Origin of the sequence: Staphylococcus sp. FSL W8-1270 (genome assembly GCF_038007165.1) — a bacterium.
Classification (GTDB): Bacteria; Bacillota; Bacilli; order Staphylococcales; family Staphylococcaceae; genus Staphylococcus; species Staphylococcus hominis.
In genome coordinates, this window is the sequence record NZ_JBBOWQ010000001.1 from 2,208,845 (window position 1) to 2,229,533 (window position 20,689).

20 protein-coding genes and 2 pseudogenes are annotated in these 20,689 nt (G+C 32.5%); 7 read left to right on the top strand and 15 right to left on the bottom strand.

Features of this window, described 5'->3' with window-relative positions:
* Nucleotides 1–18: 18 nt before the first annotated feature.
* Nucleotides 19–315 carry a 30S ribosomal protein S6 gene (rpsF, locus tag NSU06_RS11025; RefSeq protein WP_017175673.1) on the bottom strand — a complete coding sequence of 99 codons (297 nt, stop codon included), beginning with the start codon at nucleotides 313–315 and terminating at the stop codon, nucleotides 19–21.
* A gap of 248 nt (nucleotides 316–563) precedes the next feature.
* Between rpsF and NSU06_RS11030 the strand changes: the two genes are divergently transcribed.
* Complete coding sequence (locus NSU06_RS11030) at nucleotides 564–755, top strand: hypothetical protein (RefSeq protein WP_172473787.1); 192 nt, start codon at nucleotides 564–566, stop codon at nucleotides 753–755.
* A gap of 69 nt (nucleotides 756–824) precedes the next feature.
* Here the strand turns inward: NSU06_RS11030 and ychF are convergent, their stop codons facing one another.
* The 4 genes from ychF to NSU06_RS11050 form a co-directional block, all read right to left on the bottom strand.
* The gene (ychF, locus tag NSU06_RS11035; RefSeq protein WP_019834710.1) at nucleotides 825–1,922 is read right to left on the bottom strand and encodes a redox-regulated ATPase YchF; all 1,098 of its coding nucleotides are present in this window, start codon (nucleotides 1,920–1,922) and stop codon (nucleotides 825–827) included.
* Between the two features lie 11 nt (nucleotides 1,923–1,933).
* Nucleotides 1,934–2,137: a DUF951 domain-containing protein gene (locus NSU06_RS11040; RefSeq protein WP_002448008.1), complete on the bottom strand. Its 204-nt coding sequence runs from the start codon at nucleotides 2,135–2,137 to the stop codon at nucleotides 1,934–1,936.
* Between the two features lie 20 nt (nucleotides 2,138–2,157).
* Nucleotides 2,158–3,036, bottom strand: a complete 879-nt coding sequence (locus NSU06_RS11045) for a mechanosensitive ion channel family protein (RefSeq protein WP_061815518.1) — start codon at nucleotides 3,034–3,036, stop codon at nucleotides 2,158–2,160.
* Nucleotides 3,037–3,165: 129 nt separating this feature from the next.
* On the bottom strand, nucleotides 3,166–3,990 hold the full coding sequence (locus tag NSU06_RS11050) for a ParB/RepB/Spo0J family partition protein (protein ID WP_049382444.1): 825 nt from the start codon (nucleotides 3,988–3,990) through the stop codon (nucleotides 3,166–3,168).
* Between the two features lie 683 nt (nucleotides 3,991–4,673).
* On the opposite strand from NSU06_RS11050, the gene NSU06_RS11055 reads away from it, so the two are divergent.
* The 5 genes from NSU06_RS11055 to NSU06_RS11075 all read left to right on the top strand — a co-directional run bounded on the left by NSU06_RS11055 (nucleotide 4,674) and on the right by NSU06_RS11075 (nucleotide 11,804).
* A complete protein-coding gene (locus NSU06_RS11055) occupies nucleotides 4,674–5,777 on the top strand; it encodes a PLP-dependent transferase (protein ID WP_101804335.1) in 1,104 nt (367 codons plus the stop codon).
* Nucleotides 5,774–6,949 (top strand): cystathionine beta-lyase MetC, encoded by a 1,176-nt coding sequence (gene metC, locus NSU06_RS11060; RefSeq protein ID WP_145420151.1) that lies wholly within the window; start codon nucleotides 5,774–5,776, stop codon nucleotides 6,947–6,949. The genes NSU06_RS11055 and metC overlap by 4 nt, the downstream gene beginning before the upstream one ends.
* Nucleotides 6,903–8,741, top strand: a complete 1,839-nt coding sequence (locus NSU06_RS11065; RefSeq protein ID WP_048679222.1) for a bifunctional homocysteine S-methyltransferase/methylenetetrahydrofolate reductase — start codon at nucleotides 6,903–6,905, stop codon at nucleotides 8,739–8,741. The genes metC and NSU06_RS11065 overlap by 47 nt, the downstream gene beginning before the upstream one ends.
* The gene (gene metE / locus NSU06_RS11070; protein WP_142836541.1) at nucleotides 8,738–10,984 is read left to right on the top strand and encodes a 5-methyltetrahydropteroyltriglutamate--homocysteine S-methyltransferase; all 2,247 of its coding nucleotides are present in this window, start codon (nucleotides 8,738–8,740) and stop codon (nucleotides 10,982–10,984) included. Before NSU06_RS11065 ends, metE begins: the two co-directional genes overlap by 4 nt.
* Before the next feature lie 73 nt (nucleotides 10,985–11,057).
* Nucleotides 11,058–11,804 carry a cyclase family protein gene (locus NSU06_RS11075; protein ID WP_002488092.1) on the top strand — a complete coding sequence of 249 codons (747 nt, stop codon included), beginning with the start codon at nucleotides 11,058–11,060 and terminating at the stop codon, nucleotides 11,802–11,804.
* A 109-nt stretch (nucleotides 11,805–11,913) separates the two neighbouring features.
* Here the strand turns inward: NSU06_RS11075 and NSU06_RS11080 are convergent.
* The 3 genes and pseudogenes from NSU06_RS11080 to NSU06_RS11090 form a co-directional block, all read right to left on the bottom strand.
* Nucleotides 11,914–12,024: pseudogene (locus tag NSU06_RS11080) on the bottom strand (GNAT family N-acetyltransferase); the annotation flags it as partial.
* Between the two features lie 33 nt (nucleotides 12,025–12,057).
* Nucleotides 12,058–12,384 (bottom strand): annotated as a pseudogene (locus NSU06_RS11085) (MFS transporter); the annotation flags it as partial.
* A 39-nt stretch (nucleotides 12,385–12,423) separates the two neighbouring features.
* The gene (locus NSU06_RS11090) at nucleotides 12,424–14,019 is read right to left on the bottom strand and encodes a xylulokinase (RefSeq protein WP_079335384.1); all 1,596 of its coding nucleotides are present in this window, start codon (nucleotides 14,017–14,019) and stop codon (nucleotides 12,424–12,426) included.
* Nucleotides 14,020–14,325: 306 nt separating this feature from the next.
* Between NSU06_RS11090 and NSU06_RS11095 the strand changes: the two genes are divergently transcribed.
* Nucleotides 14,326–14,685, top strand: a complete 360-nt coding sequence (locus NSU06_RS11095; protein ID WP_025987127.1) for a DUF4870 domain-containing protein — start codon at nucleotides 14,326–14,328, stop codon at nucleotides 14,683–14,685.
* Nucleotides 14,686–14,760: 75 nt separating this feature from the next.
* Here the strand turns inward: NSU06_RS11095 and NSU06_RS11100 are convergent, their stop codons facing one another.
* The 7 genes from NSU06_RS11100 to NSU06_RS11130 form a co-directional block, all read right to left on the bottom strand.
* Nucleotides 14,761–15,090 (bottom strand): hypothetical protein, encoded by a 330-nt coding sequence (locus tag NSU06_RS11100; RefSeq protein WP_340780007.1) that lies wholly within the window; start codon nucleotides 15,088–15,090, stop codon nucleotides 14,761–14,763.
* A 200-nt stretch (nucleotides 15,091–15,290) separates the two neighbouring features.
* Nucleotides 15,291–15,665 (bottom strand): dihydroxyacetone kinase phosphoryl donor subunit DhaM, encoded by a 375-nt coding sequence (dhaM, locus tag NSU06_RS11105; protein ID WP_019834705.1) that lies wholly within the window; start codon nucleotides 15,663–15,665, stop codon nucleotides 15,291–15,293.
* Nucleotides 15,662–16,243, bottom strand: coding sequence for a dihydroxyacetone kinase subunit DhaL (gene dhaL / locus NSU06_RS11110; protein WP_019834704.1), 582 nt, complete (start codon nucleotides 16,241–16,243; stop codon nucleotides 15,662–15,664). Before dhaL ends, dhaM begins: the two co-directional genes overlap by 4 nt.
* Nucleotides 16,244–16,274: 31 nt before the next feature.
* Nucleotides 16,275–17,237, bottom strand: a complete 963-nt coding sequence (dhaK, locus tag NSU06_RS11115; protein WP_019834703.1) for a dihydroxyacetone kinase subunit DhaK — start codon at nucleotides 17,235–17,237, stop codon at nucleotides 16,275–16,277.
* Between the two features lie 194 nt (nucleotides 17,238–17,431).
* Nucleotides 17,432–18,544 carry a glycerol dehydrogenase gene (locus tag NSU06_RS11120; RefSeq protein WP_017175656.1) on the bottom strand — a complete coding sequence of 371 codons (1,113 nt, stop codon included), beginning with the start codon at nucleotides 18,542–18,544 and terminating at the stop codon, nucleotides 17,432–17,434.
* A gap of 577 nt (nucleotides 18,545–19,121) precedes the next feature.
* On the bottom strand, nucleotides 19,122–19,664 hold the full coding sequence (locus NSU06_RS11125) for a GNAT family N-acetyltransferase (protein ID WP_017175655.1): 543 nt from the start codon (nucleotides 19,662–19,664) through the stop codon (nucleotides 19,122–19,124).
* Nucleotides 19,665–19,845: 181 nt separating this feature from the next.
* Nucleotides 19,846–20,688 carry an AbiH family protein gene (locus NSU06_RS11130; RefSeq protein ID WP_017175654.1) on the bottom strand — a complete coding sequence of 281 codons (843 nt, stop codon included), beginning with the start codon at nucleotides 20,686–20,688 and terminating at the stop codon, nucleotides 19,846–19,848.
* Between the last annotated feature and the right edge of the window lies 1 nt (nucleotide 20,689).

Consider the following 20,689-nt stretch of genomic DNA (forward strand, 5'->3'; position numbering starts at 1 on the left):
AACGCCCCCATTTAATTATTACTTATCTTGGTCTTCACGGATAACGATATAACGGATAATATCGTCATTGATTTTAGCTAAACGTTGGAATTCGTCTGTAGCTTTGTTATTATCTGTTTTAATGCGTACGATGAAGTAGAAGCCTTCTTTGAAATCTTCAATTTCGTAAGCAAGACGGCGTTTACCCCAGTCTTTTTCTTCTAAAACTTCTGATCCTTCTGAAGCTAAGATACCGTTAAAGCGTTCAACAACTGCTTTTTTAGCATCTTCTTCAATGTTAGGACGTACGACATACATAATTTCATATGTTCTCATTTTATAATTGCACCTCCTTGTGGTCTATGCGGCCTATCGAATCCTATCCATAGGCAAGGAATAATTTTCATTACTCACAATCAAGAATTATAGCATAGGTGATTACTTTTTACAATAAATATTATTTGAAATATTTTATCTGAAAGTGGATTGGATTCATCGTATTTTCCCTATAAATTTATATTCAAAATTTAAACATATCTTTTCAAAAGAGAACTGACATTCTATAATATCCTTGAGGTGTAACTATGCAATTAGATTTAGATTGGAATAAAGAGTTTCAAGAGTTTCAAGAAATCTTAAATTGCGGTATCACTCCAGAGTGGCTATACTGTGCAAAAGCCAATATGATTCTTGAGCCAGCTTATACTGGAGAAGGTAAACAGTTTTTTAGCACCAAAGATATTGTTAAAGCAAGTAAAGTTATACCGTTTTTTTAAGATATAACCATAATGATATAACTAAAGCGCGACGTCTATAATAAATAGATGTCGCGCTTTTTTATATTCCTATACATTAAATCGGAAGTGAACAATATCTCCGTCTTGCATAATATAATCTTTACCTTCTAAACGTTGTTTACCTGCTTCTTTCGCACCTTGCTCACCACCATGCTCAACATAGTCGTCATAACTTGTTACTTCGGCACGAATGAAACCACGTTCGAAGTCTGTATGAATGATACCTGCACATTGTGGTGCCGTCATCCCTTGTCTAAATGTCCAAGCACGTACTTCTTGAACACCTGCTGTAAAGTAAGTAGATAATCCTAACAAATCATATGTTGTTCTGATAAGACGATCGAGGCCTGGTTCTTCAATACCTAAGTCTTCTAAAAACATTTCTTTATCTTCATCATCAAGTGTTGCAATTTCTTCCTCGATTTTTGCGCTAATGACGATAACTTCAGAATCTTCTTTTGCTGCGTACTCACGAATGGTTTTCACTTTATCATTTTCATCGTCACCAATTTCATCTTCGCCAACGTTTGCAATATATAACATTTTTTTAGATGTTAATAATTGAGCTTGATTTACATATTTTTGATCTTCTTCGTTAAAATCTAAACTACGAACTGGATTTCCTTCTTCTAACGCTTCTTTTATTCTAGATAAAATGCGGAACTCCATTTCGGCTGTTTTATCTTTTTGACGTGCCATTTTTTCAATTCGAGGCAAACGTTTCTCTACTGATTCTAAATCAGCTAAAACAAGTTCCATATTAATGACTTCAATATCATCTAATGGATTTACACGGCCAGCGACGTGTGTCACATTTTCATCATCGAAAGCACGTACTACCTGACAAATAGCGTCTACTTCACGAATATGTGATAAGAATTTATTTCCTAAACCTTCACCTTTTGAAGCACCTTTAACAATACCTGCAATATCTGTGAATTCGAAAGTGGTAGGAATCGTTTTCTTAGGTTCTACCATTTCTGTTAATTTATTCAAACGTGTATCTGGTACTTCTACAATCCCGACATTCGGGTCAATCGTAGCGAAGGGATAGTTCGCAGCGAGCGCACCTGCTTTTGTAATTGCATTAAATAGAGTAGATTTACCAACATTAGGCAAACCTACGATACCTGCTGTTAAAGCCATGAATCATTCTCCTAACTTTCTGTATCTTGATGAGATACTAATATTTTTTTTATTTTTTTATCAAACACTTGTCGTGGAATCATAATACTTCTTTGACAATTTTCACATTTAATTCGTATATCTGCACCCATGCGAATAATTTTAAATCGATTTGTTCCACAAGCATGTTGTTTTTTCATTTCTACTATATCATTTATACCATATTTTGGTGTCACAACATTACCCCCAACATTTATTAAGCGTCTTGTTTATCGGTATTTCTTACGTACATGGGTTGTGGCAATTTAATACCTTCTTGTACAAACATTTTTTGAATTTCTTTGCGCAAAATCCTAGAACCTGAAGCACCTTCTCCAGGAATAGTTTCTGCTGATATTCTTATGATAACTTTTGTTTCATCTAACCCATCAATTCCTAAAACAACTGGATCAGTAATGAATAAGTAGTATTTACTACGCATTGCTGTAAATAATTTATTTAATTTCTTTTCAACTTTATCTAAATTTTCATCAACTGAGACTGGAATTTCTACAATTGACGTACCATTAGTAATAGAATAGTTAGTAATCTCACCCATACTACCATTTGGTAAAATAGTTAACTCCCCAGTGATGGTATTAATACGCGTTGATCTCAATCCTATAGATTTTACTGTTCCTTCAGCAACTGTAGTACCACCGCTATTAATTTTAACATAATCACCTACATCAAACTGATTTTCAAAAATAATGAAAAATCCAGTAATAATATCTTTGACTATAGTCTGGGCTCCAAAACCAACAGCGATACCTACAACACCGGCGCTGGCGATAATTCCGTTTACGCTAATTCCGAATTTACTTAATACTGTTGTGAGCACGATAAACCACACAATGTATCTTACAACATTTTTGATAAGGGACACGAGCGTTTTAGAGCGTTTTTTATTTCCTCTATTACTTTTATTTTGAAATTTAAATGCTTCTTCTATCGCTTTATTAATAATTCCAATTACAATTAAACCTACTAAAATATAAATAATAATCATTGCTAATTTAGTTACTAAATTTGTATATACTTCGGGTTCTGTTAATGGTTGAAATAGCGATGTTAACACGTTCTTCAACTGATTCATATAGCCCCCTCCTTTTCTATTTAGTCCACATTAAATTTGTATTCCAATTTATTTATTATACAAAAATTCTTCTAAAATTGTATCAGTCTTTTGATTTATCATTTTCTTTTTTATTTTATTAATAGGATACTATTCATTAAGTTTATCTATAATACGTCTAAACTCAGCCTCGGATTTAAACTCAAACACAATTTTCCCAACATTTTTAGATACAGATATATCTATATGAGTTCCAAATTTTTCCTTAAGCGCACGTTCTTGTTTCTGTATGAATTTGGGTTTACTTGGAGTATTTAATTTTTCTTTTTTAGACTGCCCACCGTCTTGAATTTCAGAAACAACTTTCTCTAAATAACGTACACTCCACCCCTCTTTGATTGCTTGTTTACCTATACGTTTCATCGTATTTACATCTTTTAATGCAAGTAAAGTACGTCCATGGGCACCTGACATGCGATGCTCTCTTACAAGCTTAGCAATATCAGAGGGTAAATTTAGTAATCTTAGCATATTAGCAATGTAAGGACGTGATTTTCCTAACCTTTCAGCAACTTTTTGTTGTGTCAGACCAAGATCGTTCATTAATCGTTGATAACTTTCAGCTTCTTCAATTGCATTCAAATCTTCTCTTTGTAAGTTTTCTATAATGGCTAATTCCATCATGTCAGAATCAGAAAGGGATTTTACAATTGCAGGAACTTCCTCTAACCCAGCTAATTTAGAAGCTCGAAAACGTCGTTCTCCTACAACGATATAATATCCATTGATCGTTTTTCTTAAAACAATAGGTTGAAGTATACCATGAGTTGTTATAGAATCTGCTAAATCTTGAAGTTTCTCCTCATCAAATGTTTTTCTAGGTTGATAGGGATTAACTTTAATACTTGAAATTTTAATATGTTGTACGTGTTCATCATTATTTAATTGAATACGTTGATCTTCAATATGGTCCACTCATAGTCCTCCCTTATCTTTAAAGTCATTACTTAATTTTAAAAAAAGCGTGTTATATCTACAAGTCTTATAAACTTTTTTAAGAAAAATTTTACTAGGTAGAAAGTATATATATCAATCATTCAACCGCTTTCTGAATTTATTATTTAATCATAATTTTCAGAAAAGTTGTTGACAAATGTAATTTATGTCTGTAAGCTATGAATTAACTTAAAAAAACACAAATTACACACGGTAATAAGGAAAGTAAAACTTACACTGCAGATACAGAGAGTCTTGTAAGCTGAGAAGAGACATTGAAAGAAAGTTTGAAAATGGCCTTTGAGTGTTGATGCCAATATGAGGTATCAACGGGTTCGCCCGTTATAGCGATACAGTATTAACATTTATTGTTTAATGGCGTACTGGAATCACCGACGTCACTAAATTATCGTTAATACTCATTTATCATTAAAAGTTAAATGAGTTTTTTTATTACAGATATATCTGATACTTTACGATAATGTGTGTCACTTTTTCAAGTACTCCTAAAACATGATGGCGTACTGTTTGAGGTTACTTTAGCAATAAAGTAGCAAACAAAGGTGGTACCACGAAACAAGCTTTCGTCCTTTACATCCGATACATATCGGGTTTAAAGGACGGAAGCTTTTTTTATTTAGAAAATGATAGGAGGATTTGAAATGAAAGATACTCAATTAGCACAAATTTCATTAACAAAGGATTTGACTGGCGCAATTGCTAATCCAATTTACTTATCGACGGCATATCAACATCCTCACCTAGGTCAGTCTACAGGATATGATTACACACGAACGAAAAATCCAACGCGCTCTTCATTTGAAGAAGCATTTGCCAAATTAGAAGGTGGTACAGCTTCATTTGCAACTTCAAGTGGTATGGCAGCAGTTCAACTTATTTGTAACTTATTTAAACCTGGTGATGAAATTTTAGTAGCTTTTGATTTATATGGAGGAACATTTAGATTATTTGATTATTATGAACAACAATATGGTATTCATTTTAAATACGTTGATTTTTTAAATTATGAAGAAGTCGAAAATAGTATAAATAAACACACGAAAGCACTCTTTATCGAACCAATTTCGAATCCTCAAATGATTCAAATTGATGTAGAACCATATTATGTTCTAAGTAAAAAACATCATCTATTAACCATTATCGATAACACGTTTTTAACTCCATACTTATCAACACCTTTAGAACAAGGTGCTGACATTGTTTTACACTCAGCTACAAAGTATATAGGTGGTCATAATGATGTACTTGCAGGTGTAGTGACAGTTAAAGATGACACACTTGCTGAACAATTAGGTCAATTTCACAATATGATTGGCGCCACATTGTCTCCACTTGATTGTTACTTACTTCAAAGAGGTTTGAAAACACTACATCTCAGAATAGAACGATCTCAAGACAATGCACGTCGTCTCGCAAAACGTTGTGAAACATCCGATTCTATTGATGAAGTACTCTATAGTGGAAAAACAGGTATGCTAAGTTTACGTCTTAATAAGGTTTATAGCGTAGCTAAATTTTTAGAAAATTTAGAAATTTGTATTTTTGCAGAAAGTTTAGGAGGAACTGAAACCTTTATTACTTTCCCATATACACAAACACACGTCGACATGCCAGATGATGAAAAAGACAAACGCGGTATTGATGAACATTTAATTCGCTTATCCATTGGTATTGAAGATTATAAGGATGTTGAAGCAGATATTATTCAAGCATTAGAAAATTCTAAAGTAGGAGTGATTTCATGAGCTTATCTAAAGAAACAGAAGTGATATTTGATAAACATAGAGGTGTAGATTACGATTCAGCAAACCCACCATTATATGATTCTTCAACTTTCCATCAAAAAGTACTTGGTGGTAACGCAAAATTTGATTATGCCAGAAGTGGTAATCCTAATCGTCAATTATTAGAAGAAAAATTAGCTAAACTTGAAGGCGGCCAATATGGATTTGCTTATGCTTCAGGTATTGCAGCAATATCAGCCGTATTACTCACATTACAAGCTGAAGATCATGTCATTTTACCAGATGATGTGTATGGCGGAACATTTAGACTAACTGAACGTATTTTAAATCGTTTTAATATTAAATTTACGACGGTAAATGCGACTCATCCTGAAGAAATTGAACAAGCTATTCAACCTAATACAAAATTAATTTATATAGAAACACCATCGAACCCATGCTTTAAAATCACTGATATTAAAGCAGTTGCTCATATCGCTAAAAAGCATGATCTACTTTTAGCAGTAGATAATACATTTATGACTCCGTTAGGTCAATCTCCACTTGCACTTGGTGCTGATATAGTGGTTCATTCTGCAACAAAATTCTTAGGTGGACATAGTGATATTATTGCTGGCGCTGCTATTACAAATCGCAAAGACGTCGCTGAGGCACTTTACCTACTCCAAAATGGAACAGGAACTGCCCTATCTGCACATGATAGTTGGACTTTAGCCAAACATTTAAAAACATTACCTGTTCGTTTTAGAAAATCTACATCGAATGCTGAAAAGCTTGTAGACTTTCTAAGTCAAAGAGATGAAGTTGCTGAAGTATATTATCCGGGAAATAGTGATTTACATTTATCACAAGCTAAAAGTGGCGGTGCAGTCATTGGCTTTCGTCTAAAAGATGAAACAAAAGCTCAAGCCTTTGTAGATGCGCTAACTTTACCACTTGTATCGGTAAGTTTAGGAGGAGTAGAAACGATTCTCTCACATCCAGCCACAATGTCTCATGCAGCTGTTCCAGAAGAAGTGAGAAACGAACGTGGCATTACATTTGGTCTATTCCGTCTAAGCGTAGGTCTTGAACAACCTGAAGAACTCATAGCTGATATTGACTACGCATTGAAGGAGGCATTTAATGAGTCGATTATTGAATCATTTGAAGAACAACGTTTTAGTAGCTGATGGCGCAATGGGAACAATCCTCTATTCCGAGGGCCTAGATACTTGTCCTGAAGCATATAATCTTACACATCCCAATAAAGTTGAACGTATTCATCGTTCATATATAGAAGCAGGAGCTGATGTCATTCAGACAAATACGTATGGCGCTAACTTTGAAAAATTAAAAGTATTTGGCTTAGAGCATAAAGTAAAAGAAATTCATAAAGCCGCTGTACAAATTGCAAAACGCGCAGCCAATAAAGAGACATTTATCTTAGGAACGGTGGGTGGCTTCAGGGGAATAAAACAAGAAGACTTATCGCTTTCTACTATTCAATATCATACAGACAATCAAATTGATACGTTAATTGAAGAAGGTGTAGATGGTTTACTATTTGAAACCTACTACGATTTAGATGAATTAACGAGTGTGATAACAGCGACACGTCAAAAGTACGATATTCCAATTATCGCACAACTGACCGCTTCCAATACGAATTATCTCGTTGACGGTACAGAAATTAACGAGGCGTTAAAACATCTCATTGAATGTGGCGCAAATGTGGTGGGCTTAAATTGTCACCATGGCCCACATCACATGCAACGCTCATTTTCACATATCGAACTACCAGAACATGCCTATCTCTCATGTTATCCTAATGCGAGCCTACTCGATATTGAAAATAGTGAATTTAAATATAGCGACAATGCTAAATATTTTGGTGATGTTGCACAAGAATTAATTAACGAAGGCGTTCGTTTAATTGGTGGTTGTTGTGGTACTACACCGGAACATATCTCTTACATTAAAGAATCTGTAAAAAATTTAAAACCGATTAAAAATAAAAAAGTTATTCCAATTCATCGAACAATTAATACAAATGCAAAACGTACATTAAAACAAAATTTAACATCAAAAGTAAAACAGAGACCTACTGTGATTGTTGAATTAGACACTCCAAAACATCTCGATACAGAATTGTTCTTTGAGAATATAGGTAAGCTAGATGAAGCACATATTGATGCAGTAACACTCGCAGATAACTCTCTCGCTACTGTAAGAATCAGCAATATCGCTGCTGCAAGTTTAATCAAACAACAATATGATATTGAACCTCTTGTTCATATCACATGTCGCGATCGGAATCTAATTGGTTTACAATCTCATCTACTTGGTCTTTCACTCATCGGTGTTAGTGAAATTTTAGCCATTACAGGAGACCCTTCAAAAGTAGGTCATCTACCAGGCGCAACAAATGTGTATGATGTTAACTCAAAAGGTCTAACAGAACTTGCACTACGATTTAATCAAGGTATTAATGTTGATGGTGATGCGCTGAAGAAACATACCAACTTTAACATCGCCGGGGCGTTCGATCCAAACGTTCGTAAATTAGACGGGGCAGTTAAACGCCTTGAGAAAAAAGTAGCGGCAGGTATGAGTTACTTTATTACCCAACCTGTATATAGTAAAGAAAAAATCAAAGAAGTATATGAAGCAACTAAACATCTTGATACCCCACTTTTTATCGGTATCATGCCTATTGCAAGCTACAATAACGCACTTTTCTTACATAACGAAGTGCCTGGAATTAAAATGTCTGAAGATGTATTAAATCAATTTAAAGCAGTAAAAGATGATAAAGAAAAAACAAAAGAATTAAGTTTGAGACTGTCTAAAGAATTAATCGATACGGTACATGAATACTTTAATGGTTTATATCTCATTACACCTTTCCAACGTATTGATTATTCATTAGAGCTCGCAGCATATTCTAAAGCAATTACCCAAAACAAGGAGGCAATATCATGACAACAATTAAAACTTCAAACTTAGGATTCCCAAGATTAGGTAGAAAAAGAGAATGGAAAAAAGCAATCGAAAGCTATTGGGCTAAAAAAATCGATAAAACTGAATTAGATCAAACATTAACAGACTTACATAAAGAAAATTTATTACTTCAAAAGAATTATAATTTAGACAGTGTACCTGTTGGTGATTTCTCATTATATGACCATATTCTTGATACATCATTACTTTTCAACATTATTCCTGAACGTTTCCAAGGACGTACAGTAGATGATGATTTATTGTTTGATATTGCACGTGGTAATAAAGAACATGTTGCAAGTGCATTAATCAAATGGTTTAACACAAACTATCACTATATTGTTCCTGAATGGGACAATGTTGAACCTAAGGTAAATCGCAATGTATTATTAGACCGTTTTAACTATGCTAAATCAATTAATGTAAATGCACATCCTGTCATTGTTGGCCCAATCACTTTTGTGAAACTTTCTAAAGGTGGTAGTCAATCTTTTGAAGAGAAAGTTCAAACATTACTTCCATTATATAAAGAAGTATTACAATCTTTAGTAGATGCAGGTGCTGAATACATTCAAGTCGATGAACCTGTTCTTGTAACAGATGAAAGTGAAAATTATGAAAATATTACTAAAGAGGCTTATGACTACTTTGCTGATGCTGGTCTAGGAGAAAAATTAGTCATACAAACCTATTTTGAACGCGTGAATGTCAAATTCTTAAGCCGTTTACCAGTGGCTGGTCTTGGTTTAGATTTTGTTCATGATCATGGTTATAACTTAGAACAAATTAAAGCAGGAGATTTCGATAAATCTAAAACATTATATGCTGGTATTATTGACGGTCGTAATGTTTGGGCTGCAGATATTGAAGCGAAAAAAGAATTAATCGAAACTTTACAACCTTATGCTAAAGCAATTGTAATTCAACCATCATCTTCATTATTACACGTTCCGGTATCATTAGATGATGAAACATTAGATACATCAATTGAAGAAGGCTTAAGCTTTGCTACTGAAAAATTAGATGAGTTAGATGCATTACGTCGATTATTTAATAATAATGATAGTAAAAAATATGATGAGTTAAAAGCACGCTATGAACGATTCCAAAGTCAATCGTTCAAAAACCTTGAATATGATTTTGATAGCGTACCAACCAGTCGTAAATCTGCTTTTAAAGACCGTAAAAAAGCACAAGACGCTCGTTTACATTTACCAGATTTACCAACAACAACGATCGGCTCATTTCCTCAAACAAGAGAAGTACGTAAATACCGTGCAGACTGGAAAAATAATCGAATTTCAGACGAAGAATATAACAACTTCTTAGAAAATGAAATCGCACGTTGGATTAAAATCCAAGAAGAGATTGGCTTAGATGTACTTGTACACGGTGAATTCGAACGTAATGACATGGTTGAATTCTTCGGTGAAAAACTTCAAGGTTTCTTAGTCACAAAATTTGGATGGGTTCAATCTTATGGTTCACGTGCTGTAAAACCACCAGTTATTTATGGAGATGTAAAATGGACTGCACCTTTAACAGTTAAAGAAACTGTTTATGCACAAAGCTTAACTGATAAACCTGTTAAAGGTATGTTAACTGGTCCAGTCACTATCTTAAACTGGTCATTCGAACGTGTAGACGTTCCTCGTAAAGTCGTTCAAGATCAAATTGCCTTAGCTATTGACGAAGAAGTATTAGCACTTGAAGAAGCAGGTATTAGAGTCATTCAAGTAGATGAACCAGCATTACGTGAAGGCTTACCATTACGTTCTGAATACCATGAACAATACCTTGCTGATGCGGTAAATTCATTTAAACTTGCAACCTCTTCAGTCCAAGATGAAACACAAATTCATACGCATATGTGTTATTCTCAATTTGGTCAAATCATCCATGCAATTCATGACTTAGATGCAGATGTTATTTCAATTGAAACATCACGTAGCCATGGTGATTTAATCAAAGACTTTGAAGATATTAACTATGATTTAGGTATTGGATTAGGTGTATATGATATTCATAGTCCACGTATTCCTACTGAAGAAGAAATTGCAACAGCAATCGATCGTTCGTTACAACAAATCGACCGTTCTTTATTCTGGGTTAACCCTGACTGTGGTCTAAAAACACGTAAAGAAGACGAAGTGAAAGATGCTTTAACAGTACTTGTAAATACTGTTCGTAAAAAACGTGAAGAAAAAAATAAACCTGTCGCATAAGATACTGATAAACATGTGAGGGAGTAATTGAGTTTTCTCCCTCTTTTATTCTTAGACTTTCGAGGTGAAACATATGACAAATTATCCATTGTGGGACCAATTACAACAATTAAAAACAGCAGAGTGGGTAGATTTAACCCATACTTTCGATCCAGACATTCCACGATTTAGTGAATTTGAAAAAGGCCAAGTATCCACATTATTTACAGTCAAAGAACATGGCTTTTATGTACAACGTTGGAATATCGTTACACAATACGGCACACACATTGACGCACCGATACATTTTGTAGAGAATAAACGTTATCTTGAGGATCTTGATTTAAAAGAATTAGTCTTACCACTTATCGTGTTAGATTATTCAAAAGAAGTAAAAAATAATGATGACTTTATCGTGACACGCCAACATTTAGAACAGTGGGAAGCGGAGAATGGGCGCATTGAAGAAGGTACCTTTGTTGCTTTACGTACAGATTGGTCAAAACGTTGGCCAGATATTGAACAATTCGAAAATAGAGATACTGATGGTAACCAACATTTACCAGGTTGGGGACTAGATGCTTTAAAATTCTTAATTGAAGAACGTGGTGTAAAATCGATTGGTCATGAAACATTCGATACAGATGCGTCAGTAGATACAGCTAAAAATGGCGATATTGTTGGAGAACGTTATATACTTGGACAAGATACCTTCCAACTTGAACTCTTAACAAACCTAGACCAATTGCCTACGCGCGGCGCAGTCATTTATGCAATTAGTCCCAAACCAAAAGATGCGCCAGGTTTCCCTGTCCGTGCATTTGCTATCAAACCATCTTAAATATAAGTGATATGTTGATAATGAGCGATCAAATTTATCACTTTCCTATATAATATATATCATCCTGATACTAAAGTACTTGAGCAAGACGAAGTATCAGGATGTGTTGTTATTTATATTCATTTTCATATTCATCTCTCAACAAACTATACACATAACTATCTGAGAATTTCCCTTGTACACGTTCATCACTTCTCAATATACCTTCTTGTGTGAATCCACGAATACCATACATAATTATCATCATTGCTTAATTTTGTTGAGCTAAACCTAAAGTTAAAAATCCAACATGAAAAATAATACATATTATAAATGCTAAAATCATCAGTCGACGTGGACTAAATACTTCTGCTAGTACTCCAGACATCCATGAAGCCAGTGCTACTATTAATCCATATATAGCTATCACTCTACCTGCTTGTGAATCACTATATCCAAGCCCGACAATATACTTAGACAAAAACACTTGTTCAAATCTATCTATCACCTGTCATAAATATAGCTACCGCTACATAACCCCAATTAATACTCTAGGTAATCCTAAAAACTGACAATTTTGTTTAGTTAAATCATTAGTCACAATAGTTCCACTTTCTCCCTTTATATATTTGTGATTTTTTTAAAGTTGTTCGTTAGCAAGACGTTCTATAGGAAGACCTTTTTTAAAACGTTCAATATAACGATTAAAGCTTTCTATTTCCTTTTCATTTGGTTTAATTTTGATGGACTCAGTATCTTTAAAAGCAATTTCATTAAGATAACTAGATAAATTTACATCGTTTTCTGCTACAAGATACCTAGCTAAAACAGCAATCCCCCATGCTCCACCTTCACTAGCTGTTTGCATAACACTAACAGGGCTTTGCATTGCTGCTGCTAAAAATGTTTGAGCAACTTTTTTGGTTTTGAATATACCTCCGTGCCCATATATTGAATGAATTTCAATATCTTCATTTTCTTTTAATAAATCAATACCAATTTTTAATGTACTAAATGCACTATATATATGAGTCTTCATTACATTAGCTAAATCGAATGAACTATCTATCGATCGTACTAACATAGGATAACCCTGTTGAACCTCTGTAATAAATTCTCCGGATATATAACCATAAGAAAGTAAATTTCCAAGTTTATCATCACCATTTAAAGCGCTTTCAAATAATTTTGTGAAAAGCTCACTTTTTTCATATTTGACACTCATTACTTCTAATACTTCTCCAAATAAATCAACCCATGCATTAATATCAGATGTGCAATTATTCGCATGTATCATGGCTACTTCATAGCCATCTGGTGTTGTGACAATATCCACTTCCGGATAAACGTTTTTCAATGATTTGTCTAATACAATCATTGAAAAGATACTTGTTCCCGCAGATATATTACCAGTCTTTGGAGCTACGCTATTTGTAGCTACCATCCCAGTTGCAGCGTCAGCTTCTGGAGCACACATAGGACAGCCTGCTTCTAATTGACCATTGGGATCAATAAGTTTTGCTCCTGTTTCTGTTAAATAACCTGCATTTTCACCTGCTACCACAACTTTTGGTAATATCTCTAAAATATCTTGATGATATCCCATTTCAGAAAAAAGTTGATTAAATGTTTTAGCAATATCTTGTCGATACTCTTTAGTTTCTACATCAATAGGAAACATTCCCGACGCATCACCTATACCTAATACTTTTTCATCTGTTAAGTACCAATGAATATAACCAGCAAGTGTGGTCATATAATCTACTTTAGCAACATGAGACTCATCATCTATAGCTGATTGATATAATTGAGCAATACTCCAACGTTCTGGAATGTTAACCTGAAATGCTTCTCTTAATATTTGGGCTGCATGATTAGCGTTATTATTACGCCAAGTTCGAAACGGAACGAGCAAATCTTCTTTTTGATCAAATACTAAATAACCATGCATCATCCCACTAATTCCCAATGATTTAATTTTTTTCACTGTAGTCCCATACTGTTCTTTTATAACTTTAGTCATTTCACTATAACTTTTTTGTAGACCTATCCATGCATCGTTCATAGAATATGTCCAATATCCGTCTTGATATGTATTTTCCCATCCAAACGTTCCTGTAGCTAATGTTTTACAGTTGTCATCAATTGCTACCGTTTTAATTCTAGTTGAACCAAATTCAATACCAATTGTTAAATTACCCTCTTCAATAAATTGTTTTATTGAGGAATTATTCATTTTATGCACCTCCCTATAAAATTAGTGAAAACGCTTACTTATTTAATGCTATCAAAAATTTATATAGCAAACAAGTAATTTTTAAGTATAATATTTTTTCAATTTTAATATTTATACATATACAATTGATACTTTTAATTATATAAAATCTTAAATAAAAACTTATTAGTTATTTATCTAGAAAATGTATAAAAACGATATTTTTCTTTTCTCAATACTTACAGTGTTGTAAGTTTATCTATTAATTGTTGTAATATTTTATTATTGATGTTTTTATAATAAGTAAAGAGAAAGAAGGTGAAAAAAGTGGAAAATACAAATAGTAAGATGCATAAAAATGACAATAGTTATGTTTTATCAGCATTGAGTTATTTAAGTATCTTTTTTGCGCCTGTCATTTTACCTTTATTGGTATGGATACTTTCAGATGAGCCAACGTCTGAGCATGGTAAAAAAGCTTTAGGGAACCATGTTATAACGTGGATCAGTTTTTTTATAGGTAGAGCCGCATTTATTTTTTCAAAAGAGGTCTTTGATAAACCATTCGATCATCAATTATTAATATTTGTTATTGCTTTAATCATTGCTATTGTGTTCTTCTTAATTGCTTTAATATTATATATCCTCAACATTATCAGAGGAATTAAAATTTTATTAAAAAAATAAGTCACTTATATATTAAATTAAAAAGGGAGTGCTATACTTCCTTTTTAATTTAACGCTTTTCTATAACTGATGACTTTATTTATAATCTAAGATACTTTCTTCAACGTTTCTAATCACATCTCGCGAAACCTCAAAATTATTATTAATATATCCATGCTTATTAACCGATAGAGCAATCGATTGGCCTGCATAATAATCATTTTGACTTACTCTAAAGGCACGAGTAAATGCTTCACCATCTTGTATTTTATCAATTAAAATATCTCTATTCACAAAAATCGGTTGGCTAATATTTATAGCTTTTCCATCCTTTATATTAAACTCATACAATCTTAATCCATATAATTCAAGATCGTCATTTTTTTTCTTAATGACGTATTTAATCGCATTATATTTTCTAGCCATCTTTTTAATCCTTTCTATTGCTATATTATAGTAATTTTTATTTTAGTTTTCATTTATAATGTGTATTTCAAAAAACTTGAAAGATAATTTATTTATTATATAAAACCACTATGAACATTGACATTCAATCACTGCAGTTTAAATTAATAAAAAAAGAGGACAAAGACCTCTACACATCTTTGACCTCATAATATATTCACTTAATCATTTTTTAATTGTTCTTTGACTTCTGCGATAGCTTCATCCATTGTTTTATTCGATTTAAGTGCAACGCTCGCGATAAAACTACCTTCTACTAAAGGAGCTTCTATTTTTTCTATGCGATGTGAACCTTCATACATTTCGATTGCCATATCAAGATTCATACCAGCAGATCCTATATCATAAAAACATATTGCATCGTCATCTAATTCATTTATCACTGAAAGAATACGATCAAAAGATGTCCCTATACCATTATCATCTAAGCCACCAATATCAATGATATTAATGCCATTATCTGTCATTTGTAAATTTAAATCTTTGATACCTTCAGCAATTTTATTACTATGACTCACAATTACTATTGAAGTCATTTTACCTCTCCTCCTATCATTGCATTTAAAATATAAACACTACTTTGAGCACCTGGATCGATATAACCTTTTGAATCTTCTTTAAAATATGATGCTCGTCCTTTCGTGGCTATCATGTTTTTAGTTTCATCAGCATATGATTGTAATGTGTTAAAATCAATGTTTTCATCTTTATCTAATGCTTCTCTTGTACGTTCAATTACGTCATACATTGTTTTTTCATTTAATTCTACTTTTCCACGTTGTTTAACGGCTTCTGAAAAAGCAGCAATCATCTCTTTTAAATTTTCTTTGTCAATATCATCTTTAACGACATTTGCCATTTTAACAAAGCTAAAACCGTATAAAGGACCTGAGGCACCGCCCACTTTAGACATTAATGTCATTCCTGTTGATTTAAATAATGACTTCATATCTGTGTCATCCAGACCTTGTTCTAACGCTTCAAATCCTCTGACCATATTCACTCCATGGTCGCCATCACCAATGGCACGATCTAAATCAGTTAATTCACTTTCTTTTTCTTTAAAAGTTTCAACTAAACTAAGTAGTCTTGTTTTCATGTCTTGTACATTCATTGAAAAGTCACCTCATTATCTCTATTTTTATTTAAAAATAACGACTTGTTGTTGGAGCTAAAAGACCTTTTTCTATTTCTTCACTATAAGGAACCACTGTAATGGAGAAACCTTGCATATCAAGTGATGTCATATAATCACCAACAAACCATTGTTTAGCAGCTATGTCATGTTCTTGGAATTGTTGATTTAAATACTTCGCCACAATACTTAATTCAGATAAAGGCGTGCCTCCCATACCATTTACCATAACAATTAATGATTGATCTTTCACTTCTTTTAACAACTCATCTAGTAAACGCTCAATAATAACATCAACCGATTGAATCGCTTCACGGTGTAACCCTTTTTCACCATGAATGCCGATACCTATTTCCATTTCATTATCATCAATATCGAAACTATATTTCCCAGTTGTTGGCACCATTGGTGAAGTAAGCGCCATCCCAATACTTTTAATTTTAGGAATAAACGCTTCAATTTTGTTTTTAATATCTTTTAAAGATAGGCCTTGGTCCGCTAAATAACCTGCATATTTATGAACGAATACCGTACCAGCCACGCCACGACGTTTTTCTACATCTGAAACAGCAATATCATCATTCACAATGACACGTTCAACTTTAATATCTTCCATTTGTGCCATTTCTTGAGCCATCTCAAAGTTCATAACGTCTCCAGCATAATTTTTAACGATTAATAATACACCGTCGCCTGTATCGACTGCTTTAATAGCATCTAAAATTTTATCTGGAGTCGGAGATGTAAAAACTTCACCACATACTGCCGCATCAAGCATACCATTAGCTACATAACCCGCATGTGCTGGTTCATGACCACTACCACCGCCTGATACCAAGGCAACTCCTGAATTTTTTTTATTTTTTTTAACAACAACTGTTTCTGAAATAATTTCAATATTATCATTCGTTAAAGCGAGACCCTCTAACATGTCTGTTAAAATATTATTTTTTTCTTTAATTAATTTTTTCATCAAAAAGCGACTCCTTTTGGCATATTCAAAGTAAGTTTATCTAAGATTAAATATCAACATCATTTTCTTTATTTAAACTTGGAATTTTCATATTAGTAAATATAAAAATACTCTTTCAAAAAAGGATAAAGACATAAGTTTTATCTTTATCCTTCTAATTACTTATCTATTCTTAGTTATCTTCTTTACGAAAATTAACCTTTGGAATTCAACGTACTTTTAGATAATTCACTTACTGTTAAAATAGCGTCTGCAATGTCATCTGCATTTAACTTATCACTTAAATTTGCAAAAGTATCATTTGGTTCTAAAGCACGCTCACCTACGCGAACCAAATCTTCATAACTTTTATCGGCAATGTGGAGTTCTTCTAAAGTCGTTGGCATATGGATACTACTTAAAAATTGTTGATATTTTACAAATTTTTCTGTTGGCGCATTTTCCAATACTAATTGGACTAAAATACCATAGGCCACTTTTTCACCATGCGTTAAATGATGAATATCGCCTTCAAGTGCTGTAAAACCATTATGAATTGCATGAGCAGCTGCAAGTCCTCCATTTTCAAATCCTAAACCTGAAAGTAATGTGTTCGCTTCAATCACTGCTTCAACTTGTGGAGATACAATATGATTTTTAATTGCTTCATATGCACTATGTCCATATTCAAAAATTACTTCTTCACATTTCTGCGCAATCGCTAAGCTAGCTAATGATGGTTTTCCACTAAACATATTTTTTCCTTGTCTACGTAACGTAGATTCTACCTCAACTAAAGTAGCTAATCCATCACTCATCCCTGAAGCAAATAAACGTACAGGCGCTTGCGCAACAATTTGTGAATCCACCATTACTGTATCAGGATTCTTAGGGTAAAATTCATAACCACTAAATACGCCATTATCATCATAAATAACAGATACGGCTGCCGTAGGTGCATCCATTGATGCAGTAGAAGCGAAATCGATAACACTTGCATTTAAAGCATTGGCTACTGCTTTACCTGTATCAAGTGCCTTTCCACCACCTAAACCAATGACTACATCTATGCCTTTTGTCTTAGCTTCATCAACGATACGATTAATTTCATTTTCTGAAGATTCGCCTTTAAATGTTTCGTAATCATAATTAACTTCTGAATTATTTGAAAAACTTTGATCAATTTGATCTTTAGTTATATTCCAAACAACTTCATCTGAGATTATTAATGCATGTGAACCTAAACGTTGTGTTTCATCTGCGATAGATTCGATAACTCCTTTTCCTTGTACATATCTTCCTGGAGATTGATAAATAATTTTTGCCATAGAGCTTTCCCTCCATAATAAATATTTATACTGCATCATTTAATAACTCTTCAGTAAATTACGCTCACAAATATATGATATAGAAAATACATATTAGCGTATTTACCATTACAATACGAAAAATAAGAATCAAAAGAAAGATTAAGTTGCTTAAAAAATTGATTTCTCTCTACACTTCCATTATTAATCTATTAAATATAATTGTCCACATATTAGCTAAAACTTCATTAAATTATCACTTTAAAACTTAAATATTGTAATATTATAATTTATAACCTATAATTGACTCTATCTTTACAATAGGTTTTATTGTGTTATCCTATGCTTGTATTACTCTTAATCTAACATAAAAATTTTAACCACTTTCAATTTATTCTGGAGCGTAAATTGAAAGTGGTTTTTTTAATTTATTATATATAGGTTTACTAAACAATAAGCTTAAAATAGAAAGAGATGATTCTATTCTCTATTATGTTCGGAATGAATCTATAAGTGGATATCATACGTTTATTGATTACTTAAAAAATAATTATAAAATCGTCTTGAAGATAAATTTGAATGTGTATTTACAATAGAATTAATCATCATATTCTTCTCTAAGCAAACTATACACATAACTATTTGAGAATTTCCCTTGTACACGTTCATCACTTCTCAATATACCTTCTTGTGTGAATCCAAGTCTTATTGGTATAGCTCGACTTTTCTTATTTTTAGTAGACATTCGTATTTCGATTCGATTAATATCATATTCTTCATATACATATTGAATAAGTGCTTTAGTGCATCTAGTCATGATGCCTTTCTTTTGGAAATCTTCAGCTAAATAATAACCAATCGACGTGCGTTTGTTAACCAAGTCTAAATAATGTAAGCCAATGACTCCTACAAGTTTTTGGTCATACCAAATGCCACAATGGAATCCATCTCCACGCGCAAATTGTTGTAAGGCCGACTGAATAAACTTCTTACTGTGTTCAACCTCAGTTGTGTATGCTACAAATGGCAAGAACTCCGCTAGATACTCACGATTACTATCTACTAATTTAAAAAGTTGATCCGCTTCACGTTCTTCCAAAATTTTCAACTTAACATGTTCATTGACCTCGTACCCAAACATCATCCCGATCCCCCTTCAGTAAAAATTCCTAATTATTCAGTAAATTAAAGTCATAATAGCATAGATATATATATTGTAATAGTATAATTTACATTAAATTTTGAGTTTGAATTTATTTATATTTCCTTTTACTTTAATTTGTAAATAAAAAGCATCCCTTCAAAATGAGGGATACTTTCTTTTAATCCTCTAATATTAGAAATCTTTTTACTTTTTTATTTAATTCAGCTTCGTCTATTAAACTATTTAATATACTCTTTTGCTCTTCGTATTCTTGTTCTTTTTGAGTTTTATAATTATATAAATAGATATTTTCTAATTCGTTTTTATTAATATTATTAAAAATACCTTTTATATATATTAAATCGATATCCGCAAAACTAAAACCATAAAAATATATATTTTCAATTTTTTTGTCGGATAAATCTTCAAACCAATTTTGATTATCTTTATATATTCTAGAAGTATCTTTTATTAACTGATGTTTTAGGTAGTTATTAAAACCAAAGGCTGAATGGCCTATTGAATGAATATTTTCTACTTTTTTATGTCCAAATTCATAACCTACGCCATCTTTAACTACATGAATATATTTAATATTATTCTTATTAATGTTGTAAAGCATTTCCAAAGTAGGGGTATAATTCAAACTTAAAAATATATCTTCATTTTTATTAAATAAATATTTCAAATCTTTTTTAGGAGTTGCTTCAGAAATTTTATCATTTTTTAATTTTTCTATCCACTTTTTAAAAAAAAAGCTAAAACTTGTAGAAAAAGTAATAGCTGGATTTATATACTTATCGCTCTTTTTAACAACGTAATCTAAATCTAGTCTACCTATACTTTCTTCTAAATCTTTCCATAAATTTTCTTGATTTTCTTGATGAGCTATTTCAATTATTTCAAGCAATAATTTCGCATTATCATCATCTGAATCAGCTAAAGATTCTTTAAAGTTTGTATAAGCTGAAGCAATGTGATGGTCTATGTCAAAGCCATTCCCAATTACGTATAAATTCATT